This is a genomic window from Clostridium lentum (genome assembly GCF_014287815.1).
Classification (GTDB): Bacteria; Bacillota; Clostridia; order Clostridiales; family Clostridiaceae; genus Clostridium; species Clostridium lentum.
On the sequence record NZ_JACOOQ010000016.1, the window covers coordinates 23,547 to 39,972 of the forward strand.

General features: G+C 27.0%; 15 protein-coding genes. 13 read left to right on the forward strand and 2 right to left on the reverse strand.

From position 1 onward, the window contains the following. Positions 1 to 194: 194 nt before the first annotated feature. The 12 genes from rny to H8R92_RS09870 all read left to right on the forward strand — a co-directional run bounded on the left by rny (position 195) and on the right by H8R92_RS09870 (position 13,904). Positions 195 to 1,736: a ribonuclease Y gene (rny, locus tag H8R92_RS09815; protein WP_186835339.1), complete on the forward strand. Its 1,542-nt coding sequence runs from the start codon at positions 195 to 197 to the stop codon at positions 1,734 to 1,736. Positions 1,737 to 1,879: 143 nt separating this feature from the next. After that, a complete protein-coding gene (locus H8R92_RS09820; RefSeq protein ID WP_022168832.1) occupies positions 1,880 to 2,140 on the forward strand; it encodes a stage V sporulation protein S in 261 nt (86 codons plus the stop codon). A 263-nt stretch (positions 2,141 to 2,403) separates the two neighbouring features. Further along, entirely contained in the window at positions 2,404 to 2,664 is a 261-nt protein-coding gene (locus H8R92_RS09825) for an HPr family phosphocarrier protein (RefSeq protein ID WP_022212493.1), read from the forward strand. A 122-nt stretch (positions 2,665 to 2,786) separates the two neighbouring features. Beyond that, a complete protein-coding gene (purB, locus tag H8R92_RS09830; RefSeq protein ID WP_022212492.1) occupies positions 2,787 to 4,217 on the forward strand; it encodes an adenylosuccinate lyase in 1,431 nt (476 codons plus the stop codon). Positions 4,218 to 4,380: 163 nt separating this feature from the next. Next, on the forward strand, positions 4,381 to 5,868 hold the full coding sequence (locus H8R92_RS09835; protein WP_186835340.1) for a hypothetical protein: 1,488 nt from the start codon (positions 4,381 to 4,383) through the stop codon (positions 5,866 to 5,868). Positions 5,869 to 6,061: 193 nt separating this feature from the next. Then, complete coding sequence (locus H8R92_RS09840; RefSeq protein ID WP_022212490.1) at positions 6,062 to 6,556, forward strand: QueT transporter family protein; 495 nt, start codon at positions 6,062 to 6,064, stop codon at positions 6,554 to 6,556. A gap of 106 nt (positions 6,557 to 6,662) precedes the next feature. Further along, a complete protein-coding gene (locus H8R92_RS09845) occupies positions 6,663 to 8,576 on the forward strand; it encodes an ABC-F family ATP-binding cassette domain-containing protein (protein WP_186835341.1) in 1,914 nt (637 codons plus the stop codon). A 56-nt stretch (positions 8,577 to 8,632) separates the two neighbouring features. Beyond that, positions 8,633 to 10,009, forward strand: coding sequence for an MBOAT family O-acyltransferase (locus H8R92_RS09850; RefSeq protein ID WP_186835342.1), 1,377 nt, complete (start codon positions 8,633 to 8,635; stop codon positions 10,007 to 10,009). 9 nt (positions 10,010 to 10,018) lie between these two features. Then, a complete protein-coding gene (locus H8R92_RS09855) occupies positions 10,019 to 11,158 on the forward strand; it encodes a DHHW family protein (RefSeq protein ID WP_186835343.1) in 1,140 nt (379 codons plus the stop codon). A 77-nt stretch (positions 11,159 to 11,235) separates the two neighbouring features. Beyond that, positions 11,236 to 11,850 carry an acetate uptake transporter gene (locus H8R92_RS09860; protein WP_186835344.1) on the forward strand — a complete coding sequence of 205 codons (615 nt, stop codon included), beginning with the start codon at positions 11,236 to 11,238 and terminating at the stop codon, positions 11,848 to 11,850. Between the two features lie 94 nt (positions 11,851 to 11,944). Further along, complete coding sequence (locus H8R92_RS09865) at positions 11,945 to 12,127, forward strand: hypothetical protein (RefSeq protein ID WP_186835345.1); 183 nt, start codon at positions 11,945 to 11,947, stop codon at positions 12,125 to 12,127. Between the two features lie 829 nt (positions 12,128 to 12,956). After that, positions 12,957 to 13,904, forward strand: coding sequence for a tyrosine recombinase XerC (locus H8R92_RS09870; protein WP_186835377.1), 948 nt, complete (start codon positions 12,957 to 12,959; stop codon positions 13,902 to 13,904). A 50-nt stretch (positions 13,905 to 13,954) separates the two neighbouring features. Here H8R92_RS09870 and H8R92_RS09875 read toward each other — a convergent pair whose 3' ends face one another. Next, positions 13,955 to 14,344 carry a hypothetical protein gene (locus H8R92_RS09875; protein ID WP_022212483.1) on the reverse strand — a complete coding sequence of 130 codons (390 nt, stop codon included), beginning with the start codon at positions 14,342 to 14,344 and terminating at the stop codon, positions 13,955 to 13,957. Positions 14,345 to 14,481: 137 nt separating this feature from the next. Between H8R92_RS09875 and lexA the strand changes: the two genes are divergently transcribed. Further along, positions 14,482 to 15,084: a transcriptional repressor LexA gene (gene lexA / locus H8R92_RS09880; protein WP_186835346.1), complete on the forward strand. Its 603-nt coding sequence runs from the start codon at positions 14,482 to 14,484 to the stop codon at positions 15,082 to 15,084. Positions 15,085 to 15,126: 42 nt separating this feature from the next. Here lexA and H8R92_RS09885 read toward each other — a convergent pair whose 3' ends face one another. Continuing rightward, positions 15,127 to 16,404: a methionine gamma-lyase family protein gene (locus tag H8R92_RS09885; RefSeq protein ID WP_022212481.1), complete on the reverse strand. Its 1,278-nt coding sequence runs from the start codon at positions 16,402 to 16,404 to the stop codon at positions 15,127 to 15,129. Between the last annotated feature and the right edge of the window lie 22 nt (positions 16,405 to 16,426).

The window sequence follows — 16,426 nt, forward strand, 5'->3', positions numbered from 1 at the left end:
AGGATATAATAATAAGGTAATTGCTTATTAATAAAATATGATAAAATCAACTAAACTTGACATAATTTTATTTATAAGATAAAATAATAACAAATACTGGTTTATCATATTCAAGGTTCAGTGAGAATAATATGACACCTACTACGCTTTTATTTTTATATATACGTATAATTAATATGCTAGGAGGTGTTGGAATGAATATATTACTAATAATATTATGTAATATTATTGTGTTAGCAATTATAAGTTTCATAATTTATAAGCTGATACAAACAGCCACAAAAAAAAGAGTCAGTATTTTAGAGAATGAAGCAGAAGAGTTACTTAAAAAAGCGACACGAGAAGCGGAAGCTACTAAAAAAGAATCTATTTTAGAGGCAAAAGAAGAAGTTCACAGACTTAGAAGTGATTTTGATAAAGAATCTCGTGAGAGAAGAAATGAAGTTCAAAGACTTGAAAGAAGAGTTATTCAAAGAGAAGAAACTCTTGATAAAAAAAGTGACCTTTTGGAGAAAAAAGAGGAAACTATCAATAAAAGACTGCGTGAAATAGATGAAATGGATTTAAATGTGCAAGAATTGTGCAAAAAAAGAAGAGAAGAATTAGAAAAAGTAGCTAATCTATCTTCTGAAGAAGCTAGAGAAATATTATTAGCTGAAGTTAAAAGAGAAGTATCTCATGAAGCTGCACTAATGATAAAAGAAATTGAATCTAAAGCAAAAGACGAAGCTGATAAGAAAGCTAGAGAGATAATCACTACAGCTATTCAACGTTGTGCTGCAGATCATGTTTCAGAATCTACTGTACATGTTGTACCGTTACCAAATGATGAAATGAAGGGTAGAATTATTGGTAGAGAAGGGCGAAATATAAGAACAATAGAAACATTAACAGGGGTAGATTTAATTATTGATGATACTCCAGAAGCTGTTATATTATCAAGTTTTGATCCAATTAGAAGAGAGGTTGCTAGAATAGCACTGGAAAAATTAATAGTTGATGGCAGAATACATCCTGCTAGAATTGAAGAAATGGTTGAAAGAGCTCAAAAGGATGTTGAAAATGACATTAAAGAAGAAGGTGAACAAGCAACATTAGAGACTGGTGTACATGGTTTACACCCAGAAATAACTAAACTATTAGGTAGATTAAAGTATCGTACTAGTTACGGACAAAATGTTTTAAAACATTCTATCGAAGTTGCTTATTTAGCTGCATTAATGGCTTCAGAATTAGGGCTTGATGTTAATTTAGCAAAAAGAGCAGGTTTACTTCATGATATAGGTAAAGCTGTTGATCAAGAACAAGAAGGTCCTCATGCATTAATAGGAGGAGATTTAGCTAAGAAATATCATGAATCTCCATTAGTAGTTAATGCTATTGCAGCACATCATGGCGATGTGGAAATGCTTTCAATGGAAGCAATATTAGTTCAGGCTGCAGATGCAATATCGGCTGCAAGACCTGGTGCAAGAAGAGAAACTGTAGAAACTTATATTAAGCGTTTAGAAAAGTTAGAAGAAATCGCAAATTCTTATGAGGGTGTAGAAAAGTCATATGCTATTCAAGCTGGAAGAGAAATAAGAATTATGGTTAAACCGGAAGTATTAGATGATGCTAGTTCAATTGAGTTAGCACGTAATTTAGCTAAGAGTATTGAAGAACAATTAGAATATCCAGGGCAAATTAAAATTAACGTAATTAGAGAAACTAGAGCAGTTGATTTTGCTAAATAATAAATAAAAAAAATACATTTTGTTTTAACAAAATGTATTTTTTTATAAAATAAAGAGGATATTATCACTTTTAATAGAATATATATAAGTGTAAGAAGTATTATAATATTAATATTTATGTAAACGATTTAGGAGGAATTTGAATGGAAGTATTAAAAGTATCAACAAAATCAAACCCAAATTCAGTTGCAGGTGCTTTAGCTGCAATAATCAAAGAAAAAAATATAGTTGAAATTCAAGCTGTAGGTGCTGGTGCAATTAATCAAGCTGTTAAAGCCATCGCAATTGCTAGGGGATTTGTAGCACCAAGCGGAAGAGATATAGTATGTGTTCCTGCTTTTACTGACATTGAAATAGACGGACAAGAAAGAACCGCTATAAAGTTAATAGTCCAGCCTAGATAACATATATTAAAAACTTAAAGGGGATGTGGCATTAAGAATAAATAATACAATATATTATGTTGATTTTTAATTATTAAAACAATATATTGTATATAAAATTTTTAGTGCGACATCCCCTTTTTTCATATTCCAAGAAATTCATAGTATAAATATAAAAAATAGTGCTTTTTTTCTAAAAGATATACATAATACTTGAAATTATTTTTTTCTCGTTATATAATGTAGTAGTTAGGTATATAAAATTAAGTAAAGAGGTGTGTTAGATGGTATCTAAAGAAGTAGTAGTTAACAATGGAACTGGTTTACACGCAAGACCAGCGACTTTATTAGTAAAGAAAGCTTCAGCTTTCAAATCAGATGTAAGTATTGAATTTAATGGAAAAAAAGCTAATGTTAAAAGCTTAATCGGAGTTTTATCTTTAGGAGTAACTAAAGGTGCAGCAATAACTGTAAGCGCTAATGGTGATGATGAAGCTTTAGCTTGCGAAGAAATTGCTAAATTAATCGAAAGCATTGAAGAATAATAAAAAAAAGTGCATTTGTGCACTTTTTTTATTTTTTGAAAAAAACATGTAAAATTTTAATAAAGTATGATATAATACGAATGAAAAAATAACTTAATTACTTTTTATTCGGAGGTATTAATATGAGAGATTTATACAGTACACCACTAAATTCAAGATATGCATCTAAAGAAATGAGTTACATATTCTCAGAAGATATGAAATTTTCTACTTGGAGAAAGCTATGGGTAGCATTAGCTGAAGCTGAAAAAGAATTAGGGTTAGATATAACTGATGAACAAATTAATGAATTAAAAGATAATATATATAATATTAATTATGATGATGCAATAAAAAAAGAAAAAGAAGTAAGACATGATGTAATGAGTCATGTATATGCATATGGATTACAATGTCCTAAAGCTAAGGGTATAATTCATCTAGGGGCTACAAGCTGTTATGTAGGTGATAATACAGATATTATACTAATGAAAGAGGCATTAGAAATAGTTAAAGAAAAAATAATAGCAGTTTTATCACACTTATCTAAATTTGCTTTAAAATATAAGGATATGCCTACTTTAGGATTTACTCATTTCCAACCTGCTCAATTAACTACAGTAGGTAAGAGAGCGACTTTATATATGCAAGATCTTGTGATGGATTTAGAAAATATAGAGTTCTTAATTTCAACTTTAAAACTAAGAGGGGTAAAAGGAACAACTGGAACACAAGCAAGCTTTATGGCATTATTTGACGGTGATGAAGAAAAAGTAAAAGAATTAGACAGACTAATTGCTAAAAAAATGGGCTTTAATAGAAGCTATGGAGTAACAGGTCAAACTTATCCTCGAAAATTAGACTCAATAGTTTTAAATACATTATCAGAAGTGGCTCAGAGCGCTTATAAATTTAGTAATGATTTAAGACTTCTTCAAAACTTAAAAGAAGTTGAAGAACCTTTTGAAAAAAATCAAATTGGATCTTCGGCTATGGCATATAAAAGAAATCCAATGAGAAGTGAAAGAATAAGTGCATTAGCAAGGTACGTAATAGTAAATTCATTAAATCCTGCAATAACGGCTGGAACACAATGGTTTGAAAGAACTTTAGATGATTCTGCTAATAAGAGACTTTCTGTTGCAGAAGGATTCTTAGCTTTAGATGGTGTTTTAAATTTATATATAAATATTGCTGAAAATATGGTAGTATATGATAAGGTAATAGCATCTCATGTAATGAATGAACTTCCATTTATGGCTACAGAAAATATTATGATGGCTTCTGTAAAAAAAGGTGGAGATAGACAAGAACTGCACGAAAGAGTTAGAATACATTCAATGGCTGCAGCTCAAAGAGTCAAAGGCGAAGGTTTAGAGAATGATTTAATTGAAAGAATTGTAAATGATTCAACATTCAATCTATCAAGAGAAGAAATAGAGGTAATAATAAATCCTACAGATTTTGTTGGAAGAGCATCAAGTCAAGTTGTGGAATTCATTAATGAATATATAAACCCATATCTTGAAAAATATAAAGAATATATTGATATAAAATCAGATATAAATGTTTAATAAAAATTAATAATACAATAAATTAGGATAGATTTTTTAATCTGTCCTAATTTATTTATATAAAAAAACTAAGCTAGCAAAAACTTTTCTACTATGTAATCTTATTTATATCCAAATCATAAAATATATGGAACCTATAATTAATAGAGAGGTCGAAATTTATATGATGAAGGACATAATTAATTTAGATGATAGCAATAAGAATTTGAATGTATCAAAGGAAAAAGTAGATATACTTATTAGAGAAATTAAAGCTAAAGGTAAAAAGATAATCAAAGTATATAATTCATTTTCACAAGTTGATCCATGTAGTTATTCATTAATACAATTATATAAATTAACAGAGCAAAATATAAACTATAAAGATAATGAATATAGATTTTTTACTACTATGAATAAAAGTTTGATATTTCAATGGAGTAATCATGAGAATATACTTAAGTTATCTCAATATATACTTAATGAAAACCTATTAACAATATATTTTAAGTATATGAAATTTAAAGATAATAAAATCTTCTCATCTTTAAGAAAGAATGTAAAAATAGAAGAGTTAAATATAGCTATTAATAAGTTAAGTGCACTATTAAATAATAGCTTTGCTTTATTACCACCTATATATAGCAATATCTATAGTGAAGATTTTATAAATTCTGATATTTATAATAAGTCATTATCAGAAGAAGAGTTAGAAAATGAAGTTAAACGTATTAATTTCAATCACAATGGACATTTGATAACAAAGTATACTAATAATAATATAAGTTATTGGATTAAAGGTCTTATTTATAGAGATAAGAAAAATGAAGCATTTAATAAATATTATGCTTATGAACGAGAAATATTTAAGCAGTTTAAAGAAAATATTGATTGTTTAAATATTTATATCAAATCATTTAAATTTTTAAAACCAGTGCTAATTGAAGAAGAATATAAGTCGCTATCAAAATATATATTGAACGAGGATGAATTTAACCTATATTTAAAAAAAATATGTAATAAATTAATGAAGTATCGCAACTATATAAGTATTATAAATAGAGTTACATCTTTAGATGAAGAAGTATTACATCTTTTAGACTTTATTTATACAAATACTAAATCAATTAATGAAGGTGAACAACTATTAAGTTTTATTAATAAATATTACTATTATATGCTTATAAATAACATTGAGAAAAACAATCAGTATATTAGTGAATATTCATCGGTGGAAGATTATTTCAATATATTAATTAAAGCTGTTAAATTTACTAATAAAATTTTAAATAATAATTTGCCTTTGGAAAATTATTTAAATGAACTTTTTAATGAAGATGTAATGATTGAATTAAACAATACTATTACTACAGGAATTAATTATGAAAGTGAAATATTATCTTTATTAAAATCATGGGGATATAAAATAATGTGTAATTTCCATTACGACAATTATACATTAAGATATATAGTTTTCACCAAGGAAAATCCTAATAATTTTGTCCCTATATATTTTGATAGTATAAGTGAGTTTAATGAAAATAGCCTAAAAGAAATATTATACCTTCTAGCTAATTCTAAGGATATTTTATTTATATGGAGTCGTGACTGGTGGTATAAGCGTAATAGTGAAACCATAAGGATACGCTCTTTTCTCAATAGAATATTATAGATATTGATTTTTTTGATAATTTTATGTATAATAATTACCTGGACAGTTCGTGAACCTCCTGTCGTTAAATAAAACTAGGTGTTTATAATAGACTTATCAAGGTTATTATGGTACCTATATTTATATATAGGTACCTTTTTACTTGTCTATTTTCTTAGAAGGTTCTAATATTATTATTAGGAGAGACTTAAAAATGAATAAAACTAAAAGAATAGTAATAACAGCTGCTATAGCAGCACTTTATGCAGTTACTACACTAGTTATAGCACCGTTATCTTTTGGAAGCTATCAATTTAGAATTTCAGAAGTATTAGTGCTACTTGCTTTATTTGATCCTCTTTATATTGGTGGATTGACCTTAGGATGCTTTATTGCAAATATGCTAGGCCCTAATGGAATGATGGATATAATCTTTGGAACTATTGCTACATTTATAAGCGTAGTTGCTGTTTATTACACACCAAAGATTATAAGAAATAGTAAGAGTGCTTTAATTATAGCATCTTTATGGCCAACTATAATAAATGGATTAATAGTAGGATGGATGTTAAGCTATCTTTACGCTTTACCATTAATACTTACAATTTTCCAAGTAGCACTAGGAGAGTTTGTAGTAGTAACTATCTTAGGAATTCCATTTGTAAAATTTATAAAACCATATATGAAAAAGATAATACCAAATGTGTAATAAATATACCCTTCATTAAATTTATTTTAATGAAGGGCTTTTTTGATTTTTATGAATGATTTATGTTAAAATAAGATGTTTAATAATATAAATAAAGGAGTTCATTATGAATTTAATTACATTAGATAAGATAAGTAAATCGTATAGTGAAAAAATACTATTGGATAATGTTACTTTAAATATAAATGAAGGCGATAAGATAGGCTTAATTGGTTTAAATGGAGCAGGGAAGTCTACGCTTTTAAAGATAGTGGCAGGAAAAGATGAATTCTTCAGTGGTGAAGTTACTAAAAGTAAAGATTTAAGAATAGAATATTTATCCCAAAATACAGAATATAAAGATGAAACTACAGTACTTGAGCAAGTTTTCCATGGTGATAATATCGAAATGAAACTTTTAAAGGAATATGAGCTATTACTAGAAACTATTAATAACCGTGAGTTTTCTGAAGAGCTTAACAATAAACTAATAGCATTACAATCAAAGATAGATAATCTGAATTTATGGAATTTGGAAAGTGAAGCAAAAACAATCTTAACTAAGCTTGGAATAAATAACTACAATGTTAAAATGTCTACTTTATCTGGTGGACAGAAAAAAAGAGTGTTTCTAGCATCTGCTTTAATAAGTCCTTGTAATTTATTAATATTAGATGAACCTACTAATCATTTAGATTCTTCCTCTATAGAATGGTTAGAAGATTATTTAAATGCCAGAAAAGGCGCATTAATGATGATTACTCATGATAGATATTTCTTAGATAGAGTTGCAAATAGAACTATTGAACTAGATAGAGGAAAGTTATATTCATATGATGGAAACTATAGCTATTTCCTAGAAAAGAAAGCAGAAAGGCTTGAGCTTGAAGCAGCAATGGAGGAAAAGAGACAAAAACTTATCCTTAAAGAATTAAAATGGGTAAGAAGAGGGGCTAAAGCTAGAACAACTAAACAAAAAGCAAGACTTCAACGTTTTGATGAATTAGTAAATCAAGAATATATTGCTGCTCCGGAAAATATAGATATGCCTTTTGTAGGAAGAAGATTAGGAAAGAAAACAATAGAATTATATAATATATCAAAAAGATATAATGAAAAGGTATTATTAAAAGATTTCTCTTATATATTCTTAAAAAGCGATAGAATTGGTATTATTGGTGATAACGGTATGGGGAAAACAACTCTTACTAATTTAATTAATGATAGTGTAAAAGTAGATTCAGGAAGTATTGAAATTGGAGATACAGTGAAGATATGCACCTTTGCACAAGATGATTCTCATATGGATTTAAACATGAGAGCCATTGATTATATAAAAGAAGGAGGAGAAACAATTCCAACAGAAGATGGCACTGTGATAACAGCTTCACAACTGGCGGAAAGATTCTTATTTGACGGTATACTTCAATATACAACTATCAATAAACTTTCAGGTGGAGAAAGACGTAGACTTCATTTACTGAGAATATTAATGGAAGCACCAAATGTTTTAATACTAGATGAGCCTACAAATGATTTAGATATTGAGACATTAAAGATATTAGAAGATTTTATTGATGAATTTACAGGAATAGTCATAGTTGTATCCCATGATAGATACTTCCTTGATAGAACTTGTAATAAGATATTCTCTTTTGAAGGTAAAGGTACTATAAAAATATACAATGGTAATTACAGTGATTATTTAATTCATAAAGAAATAGAATTAATAAATGGAAAAGATACTAACAATAAAAAAGCAACTATTAAAAAAGAATATGTAAAAACTAAGGAAGATAATCCTAAATTTTCATTTAAAGAACAAAAGGAGTTTGAAACTATATATAATGATATTGATGACTTAGAAGAGAAAATATCAAATATAGATAAACAAATGGAAGAAAACCCATCAAATTACGGCCTTTTAAATGAACTTACAAATGAAAAGGAAGCACTAGAAGAAGAACTTCTTTATAAATATGAAAGAGTAGAGTATTTAGAAGGCTTATCTAAGAGAATTGAAGAGTATAAGAAAAAATAATTTATAAAAAGTTAGATTGCTATACTTGTAATCTAACTTTTATATAAGGAGAAAAAATGGTTTTTAGTAGTTTAATTTTTTTATTTAGATTTATGCCTATTTTCTTTCTTTTCTATTTTATACTTCCTATGAAATATAAGAACTTATGCTTATTGATTTTCAGTCTACTATTTTATTCATGGGGAGAACCAAAATACATCATATTAATGATTGCCTCAATTTTAGTAGACTATTGTATATCACAAAGAATATGGAAAGAAAAAGAGAATAAGAAAAAACAAAAAATTCTCTTAAGTACATCAATTATTTTTAATATAGGGATATTATTTGTATTTAAATACTATAATTTTATAGCAGATAATATAAATAATATTTTTAAAAGTAATATACCACTTAGTTCAATGACATTGCCCCTAGGAATAAGTTTCTATACATTTCAAACACTATCTTACACCATAGATGTTTATAGAGGTAGAATAAGACCTGAAAAGAATATTGTTAATTTTGCTACTTTTGTAACAATGTTTCCACAATTAATTGCAGGTCCTATAGTCAAATATACTGATATAAAAGAAAAGTTGGTTAATAGAAGAAATAATTGGTCATTAGTAGAAGAGGGTGTTGAAGATTTTATTGTAGGTTTAGGAAAAAAAGTGTTACTAGCTAATAATTTGGGAATGCTTTGGGAAGAAGCACAAAATATTGGTTTTTCCAATATTTCTACACCTATGACATGGCTTAGCTTATTAGCTTTTTCATTGCAAATTTACTATGATTTTAGTGGTTACTCCACAATGGCTATAGGACTTGGAAAATGTTTGGGATTTGTATTCCCTAAAAACTTCAATTATCCTTACATATCTAAAAGTGTTTCTGAATTTTGGAGAAGGTGGCATATAACTTTAGGATCTTGGTTTAAAGATTATCTATACATACCTCTTGGAGGAAATAGAAAAGGGGCAAAGCGTTCATTTTTAAATTTATTAATAGTGTGGTTTTTAACAGGATTATGGCATGGTGCGGAATTTAACTTTATTTTATGGGGATTGTACTTCTTTTTATTAATTTCATTAGAGAAATTAATTTTAAATAAATATCTTAATAACTATAAGTTTTTAACACACGCTTATACAATATTTATGCTTTTAATCGGTTGGGCAATATTTGCTATAACAGACTTAAATTTATTAAAAGTATTTTTAAAACAACTTTTTCTGTTTAAATACAATACAGAATGGATTTATTATTTACAAAATTATATAATTATAATTGTTATTGGAGTATTATGCAGTACACCAGTGGTTACATCTATCTGGAATAGATTGAAAATAAATAAGTATGTCAGTACACTATTTTTGATATCAATATTTATTTTATCAGTGGCATATTTAGTAGATTCTAGTTATAATCCATTTTTATATTTTAGATTTTAGGTGATACATATGAAGAAAAATATTTTGAAAAAATACCCAACATTCTTTGTATTTAGCATCTTAGTAATTCTTTTTACGGTGATAGATATTATTAATTCTCCAAATGAATTTTCGGAACTTGAAAACAGAAAATTATCTCAAATGCCTATTTTATCACTTAAATCATATATTGATACTAGCTTTTCATCTGATTATGAAAAGTATATTAATGATCAATTCTTTTTAAGGGATAATTGGATTGATTTAAAGTCAAGAATAGAATATCTATTAGGAAAAAGAGAAAATAATGATATAATTTTTGGTAAGGAAAATTATTTATTTAAAAAATTTACCACTTTTAATGATGAGATGCTGGAAAACAATCTTAATTCTATTATAACGTTTACTAATAACTATAATAAAGAAGTGGATTTTTTTATTATTCCTAATTCCTATGCTATATATGATGAATTAACACCACGATATTTGCCACTAGTTGATCAATTATCATTAATTAATTCTATCAATAGCTATCTTTCTTTGAAAAGTAACGATCATATAAACACCATAAATGTTGCTGAAGAATTATTAAAAAATAAAGATGATTATATATATTATAAGACAGATCATCATTGGACATCTTATGGGGCTTATTTAGCTTATTTAACATATATGGATTATTTAGGTTTAGAAATTGTTGATATAAATAACTTAGAAAAAATAACAATAAATAATTTCTTGGGAACATATTATAATAGAAGTAAATATTTCAAGGCAGATAGTGATTTTATTACATATTATAACATTTTAGGTTTGCATATTGAAATAGATGGCAAAGAAAAGCTTTCATTAATGGATTTAGATAAATTTAAAGGAAGTGATAAATATTCAGCTTTTCTTTGGGGCAATAATGGATTAACTAAAGTAATTAATGAAAATATTTCGGAAGAAAGAAAAGGTAGTAGTATATTGATTTTTAAGGATTCTTATGCTAATTCATTTATTCAATTTTTATCATATAATTATGAAATTATTGATATCATAGATTTGAGATATTTTAAAGAATCTATAAGAAATTTTATGAAAGATAAGGATTATAATGAAATTCTAATTATGTATAGTTTTAACAATTTGTCTACTGATATAAATATAAGAAGATTAAAGTTTTAAAAATTAATATTGACTAAAACTTAATGTTCTGTTAATCTAGGATAGTCGATTTTATTTATACAACAGGGGGAAATATAATGGAAAACACAAATGAAAGAAATGTAAAAGTCCTTGTTGCTGATCCATCTGCATTGGGATTATTTGGTTTAGCAATAATAACTTTAGTTGCTTCTTCACAAAAGTTAGGATTAACTTCAGGAGTATCTTTAGTTTTACCATGGGCTATATTTTTAGGAGCATCAGCGCAATTAGTTGCATGTATTAATGATTTCAAACATAATAATGTATTTGGAGCTACAGCATTTGGAGCATACGCATTTTTCTGGTATGCAATGGGATTCTCTTGGATGATCCAAAATGGAGTATTTGGAGAAAAATTAGCTGCTTCAGTTGATACAACTCAATTAGGTGTTGCATTCTTAGGGTACTTAATTTTTACATTATTTATGACAGTAGGTGCTTTAGAAACTAACAAAGTATTATTCTTAATCTTTGTATGTATAGATTTCTTATTCTTAGGATTATCATTAAGCTCATTTGGTATAGCTACAGAATTAACTCACGGGATAGCTGCATGGTCAGAATTAATAATAGCTATCTTATCATTCTACGGATGTGCAGGTAACGTGTTAAATAGTCACTTAAAAAGAGTTATATTACCACTTGGTAAGCCATTTGGGATTTTAAAATAATTTATTTGAGACTATAGATAATTAAATTTATCTATAGTTTTTCTATTTAAAATTTTATATAATAAATTTAAGTACTTACAAGGAGATAAATATTATGGAAATTAGCGTTTATTTAAAAAGTAAAAAAGACCCAATAAAATATACTGGTGATCGTATAGATGTCCTTGACTTTGAGATGGATAATGTTAAATATAAACAAATTAGATCTTTCAGAAAAGGTTTTTCGAAATCTGAATTGATTATGAGTGATTTAATTGTAAAAATTAAAAAGGTTTAATAAAAATAGCTAAAGATTATAAAAGAATTCATCTTTAGCTATTTTTATTAATTAAACTAATATAAGTTATATATGTTATTTATATATATTAATATAATTTTATTATAATTAAGTATTTTTAGTACTTATTTTACTTATAAAGGGATTTCAATTCTGATAAAAAAAATATTTCTAGCTTTTATGTTAATTAGTAAAAATATAATTTTCAATAATTTAAAAATATATTTTAAATTAAAAGTTATGTGTATATTTTTCATAAATACATAATATAAATTAATAATTTTTATTAATTTATATATTTCGCTAAATACCTATTTAGCGAAATTCGTATTATTGAATTATAAAAACCTCTATGATATAATAAAATAGAGGTTTTATAGCTTATAATGGAGGTATACAATTGACATTAAAACGAACTTCAAATAATAATTATTCTAACTTTTCATATACTAGTGAAGTAAACAAACTATTAAATGTTACATTAAATAAGCGAGATGAAAGTAAATTAAAACAAGTATATGCTAATTTCAATAATTTAGAGTCTTCTCGTAGTTACGAACCAATCATAAAGGATTTATATATCCTTACTGAAAAGCATCATTTAACCACTAAGCAATTATCTGAAATTTATAAAATTGGAGTAAGAAGCATTCAAAAATGGCTTAAAGAATTAGGCCTTAATAGGTCTATAGCTAAAGCTCATAAAGTTACTAATAAAAGTACTGTTAATAAAAAAAATATAGATATTGAATTGTTGTGTGCCAATGTATCAGATGTACCTCGAATTAATAAATTTGGTATAGAAATTGAAGAAAAAGAGAATCTACCTATGCTAGTAAAGGATTTTTTAAATTATTTAGAAACAATCAAAGGTAAATCAATCAATACTATAAACGCTTATAAAACAGATTTATCTGTCTTTTTTAAGTTTATAAAGGTTTATAAAGGGTATCAATTAGATGATAATATTCAATTTATAGATATACCAATTGATGATATCAATAGTGATTTTATAAAATCAATTAAGTTAACTGATATGTATGCATTCTTATCTTATGCTGAAAAACAAAGAAACAATAGTAATTATGCAAGAGCTAGAAAAGTAGCAACTTTAAAGTCATTTTATAATTATCTTCACAATAAAGCTAAGGTTATTCAATTTAATGCTGCAGCTGAGTTGGAATCGCCGAAGATCAATGAAAGGCACCCTATTTATTTAACATTAGATCAAAGTATCGAACTTCTTGATTCATTAGATAAGTCTAATAAAAATTATGAAAGAGATTACTGTATTTTGGTTTTCTTTCTTAACTGTGGCTTAAGAGTTTCTGAATTATGTAGCATTGAAATTAACAAGATTAAAAGCGACACTTTAACTATAATCGGCAAAGGAAATAAAGAAAGGACTATTTACCTTAATTCGGTATGTATTAAAGCTTTAGAGCAATATTTATCTGTCAGAGATGATTCTAAAGCAATATCTAAAAATAAGAATTACTTATTTTTATCAGCTAGAAATACACCTATTAATAAGAGAACTGTCGAAATATTAGTTAAAAAGCATATTTCAAATGCTGGATTTACCAACGCTAAGTATACTCCTCATAAGTTAAGACATACAGCAGCAACACTTATGTATAAGCATGGTAATGTTGATATAAGGAGTTTACAAAACATATTAGGACATGAAAGTATATCTACAACGCAAATTTACACTCATGTTGATGAGGAGCAATTAAGAGATGCTGTAAATTCTAATCCTCTTTCTAATTTGTAAATAATAAAAAACTATATCACTTAATGTAATATAGTTTTTTATTATTTATCTTATTTTTTATTTTTTAAAGAAACTGTTCTTAATCCTGGATATAATTCGATAGTTGAATCTTCTAATGATTCTTCTTCATCTAACCCTATATCATCAAGATACACAATGTTTTCAAAAGCATCTACATAATCATCTTCAAGATAATTTTCTAAATCTACAGAATATTCTGCTTCATTTGATTCTATATGTAAATCAAGAGCTGTATCCATTGCTTTTTTAAGTTCTTCTTCGATAAATTTATTTTCTTCAACATTTTTAGATATATCTTCAATTTTTATAGCTCTAATATCAACACCTGCTTCTTCTAAGCATTTACCACAGTTATCACATATCTTTCCACCAGGAATTAAATCACAGTAATCATCTTCAGTATATTTATTGTTGCTCATAATATCACCTCAACTTAATTAACTTTTATATTCTATCAAAGTATTGTATAAATTTCAATAGTTATTTTATAGAACATTCGTTTGATATTAAATTTACAGTATGTTATAATACAATTACTAAAGTGAGGTGTTAAAAGATGAGCGAGTTAAATGATAAGCAATTATTGATATATGAATTTTTAAAAGATTTTACAAGCGAAAAAGGATATCCACCGACTGTTAGGGAAATATGTAAGGCTGTTGGACTTAAGTCAACATCTTCGGTTCATGGACATTTAAAGCATCTTGAAAAAGAAGGATTAATAAAAAGAGATCCTACAAAACCTAGAGCATTAGAAATAGTTGATTCTGTTGTTAAGAAAGAAATGATCAATGTACCAATTATCGGAAGAGTAACTGCTGGACTTCCTATACTAGCTAATGAAAATATCGAGGATTCTTTTCCACTACCATTAGATTACGTTAAGCATAATAATGATTTATTTATGCTTAAAATAAGTGGTAGTAGTATGATTAAAGCAGGTATACTTGATGGAGATTTTGCGATAATTGAAAGAACTCAAACTGCATCTAATGGTGATAAGATTGTTGCCTTAATAGAAAATGAAGCAACACTTAAAACATTCTATAGAGAAAATGATCATATACGATTGCAGCCAGAAAATGATGAGATGGAACCAATTATAGTTGATAATTGCAGTATACTTGGTAAGCTTATAGGTATATATAGAACATATTAAAAAAGAGAACCCCATTTAAGTTCTCTTTTTTAATACTTAAAATTATATTATGTTATTTAAAGCTAATAATACACCTATTTTTGCATGATCAAATGTTAATCCACCTTGTAAATATGCAATATAAGGCTCCCTAATTGGTGCATCAGCAGATAATTCTATTGAAGAACCTTGAATAAATGCTCCTGCTGCCATAATTACCTCATCTGTATATCCAGGCATTGCCCATGGTTCACATTCAACAAATGAATCAATTGGTGAACCTTTTTGAATACCCTTACAGAAGTTAATAAGGTTTTCTTTATTCCCAAATTTAATAGCTTGTATTATATCACTTCTCTTATCTGTATATTTTGGTAATACTTCAAATCCAGCAAGTTCCATAATTCTTGAGCAGAAGATTGCTCCTTTAACAGCTTCCATTGCTATATGAGGTGCTAGGAATAACCCTTGGAACAATTGTCTCATTACACCGAAAGTAGAACCACATTCTCCTCCTATTCCTGGAGTTGTTAATCTGTAGCTGGCTTGTTCAACATACTTTGATTTACCTACAATATATCCACCTGTTGGTGCAATACCACCACCAGCATTTTTAATTAATGAACCAGCAATTAAGTCAGCTCCCACATCAGTTGGCTCAATTGTATCAATAAATTCACCATAGCAGTTATCAACAAATACTACTACATCTTCTCTAATTGATTTAACTACCTTGATTATTTCTCCTAGCTCTGATACTAAAAATGAGTTTCTCCAACCATACCCTGTACTTCTTTGAATATGTACAAGCTTTATGCTGTTATCTTCTTTTAAAACTTCTGTTATTTTTTCAACATCAAATTTTCCATTTAATAGGTCTACTTGTTTATATTTTACACCATATTCTCTAAGAGAGCCGATGTTTTCCTTATCATTGATACCAATTATATTATGTAATGTGTCATATGGAGTGCCTGAAATACATACCATCGTATCCCCTGTTTTTAAATTACCCATTAAAGCACATCCTATGGCATGAGTTCCATTTACGAAATGTGGTCTAACTAAAGCGCTTTCTGCATTGAATACCCTTGCATATACTTTGTCTAGAGCTTCTCTTCCTATATCATCATATCCATATCCTGATGAATTAGTAAAATGAGAATCACTTATTCTTTCTTCTTGAAAAGCATGTAAAACCTTCAATTGATTATATTCTCTTATTTCATCATAAACCTTTAATTGATCTTCAATGTCATTTAATGCTTGTTTATATAACTCAAAAACATTATGCTTTATCTTATACTTATTAACTAGTAAGTCTTCCGCTAAATTAATCATATTTATCCTCCATTATCTTGTT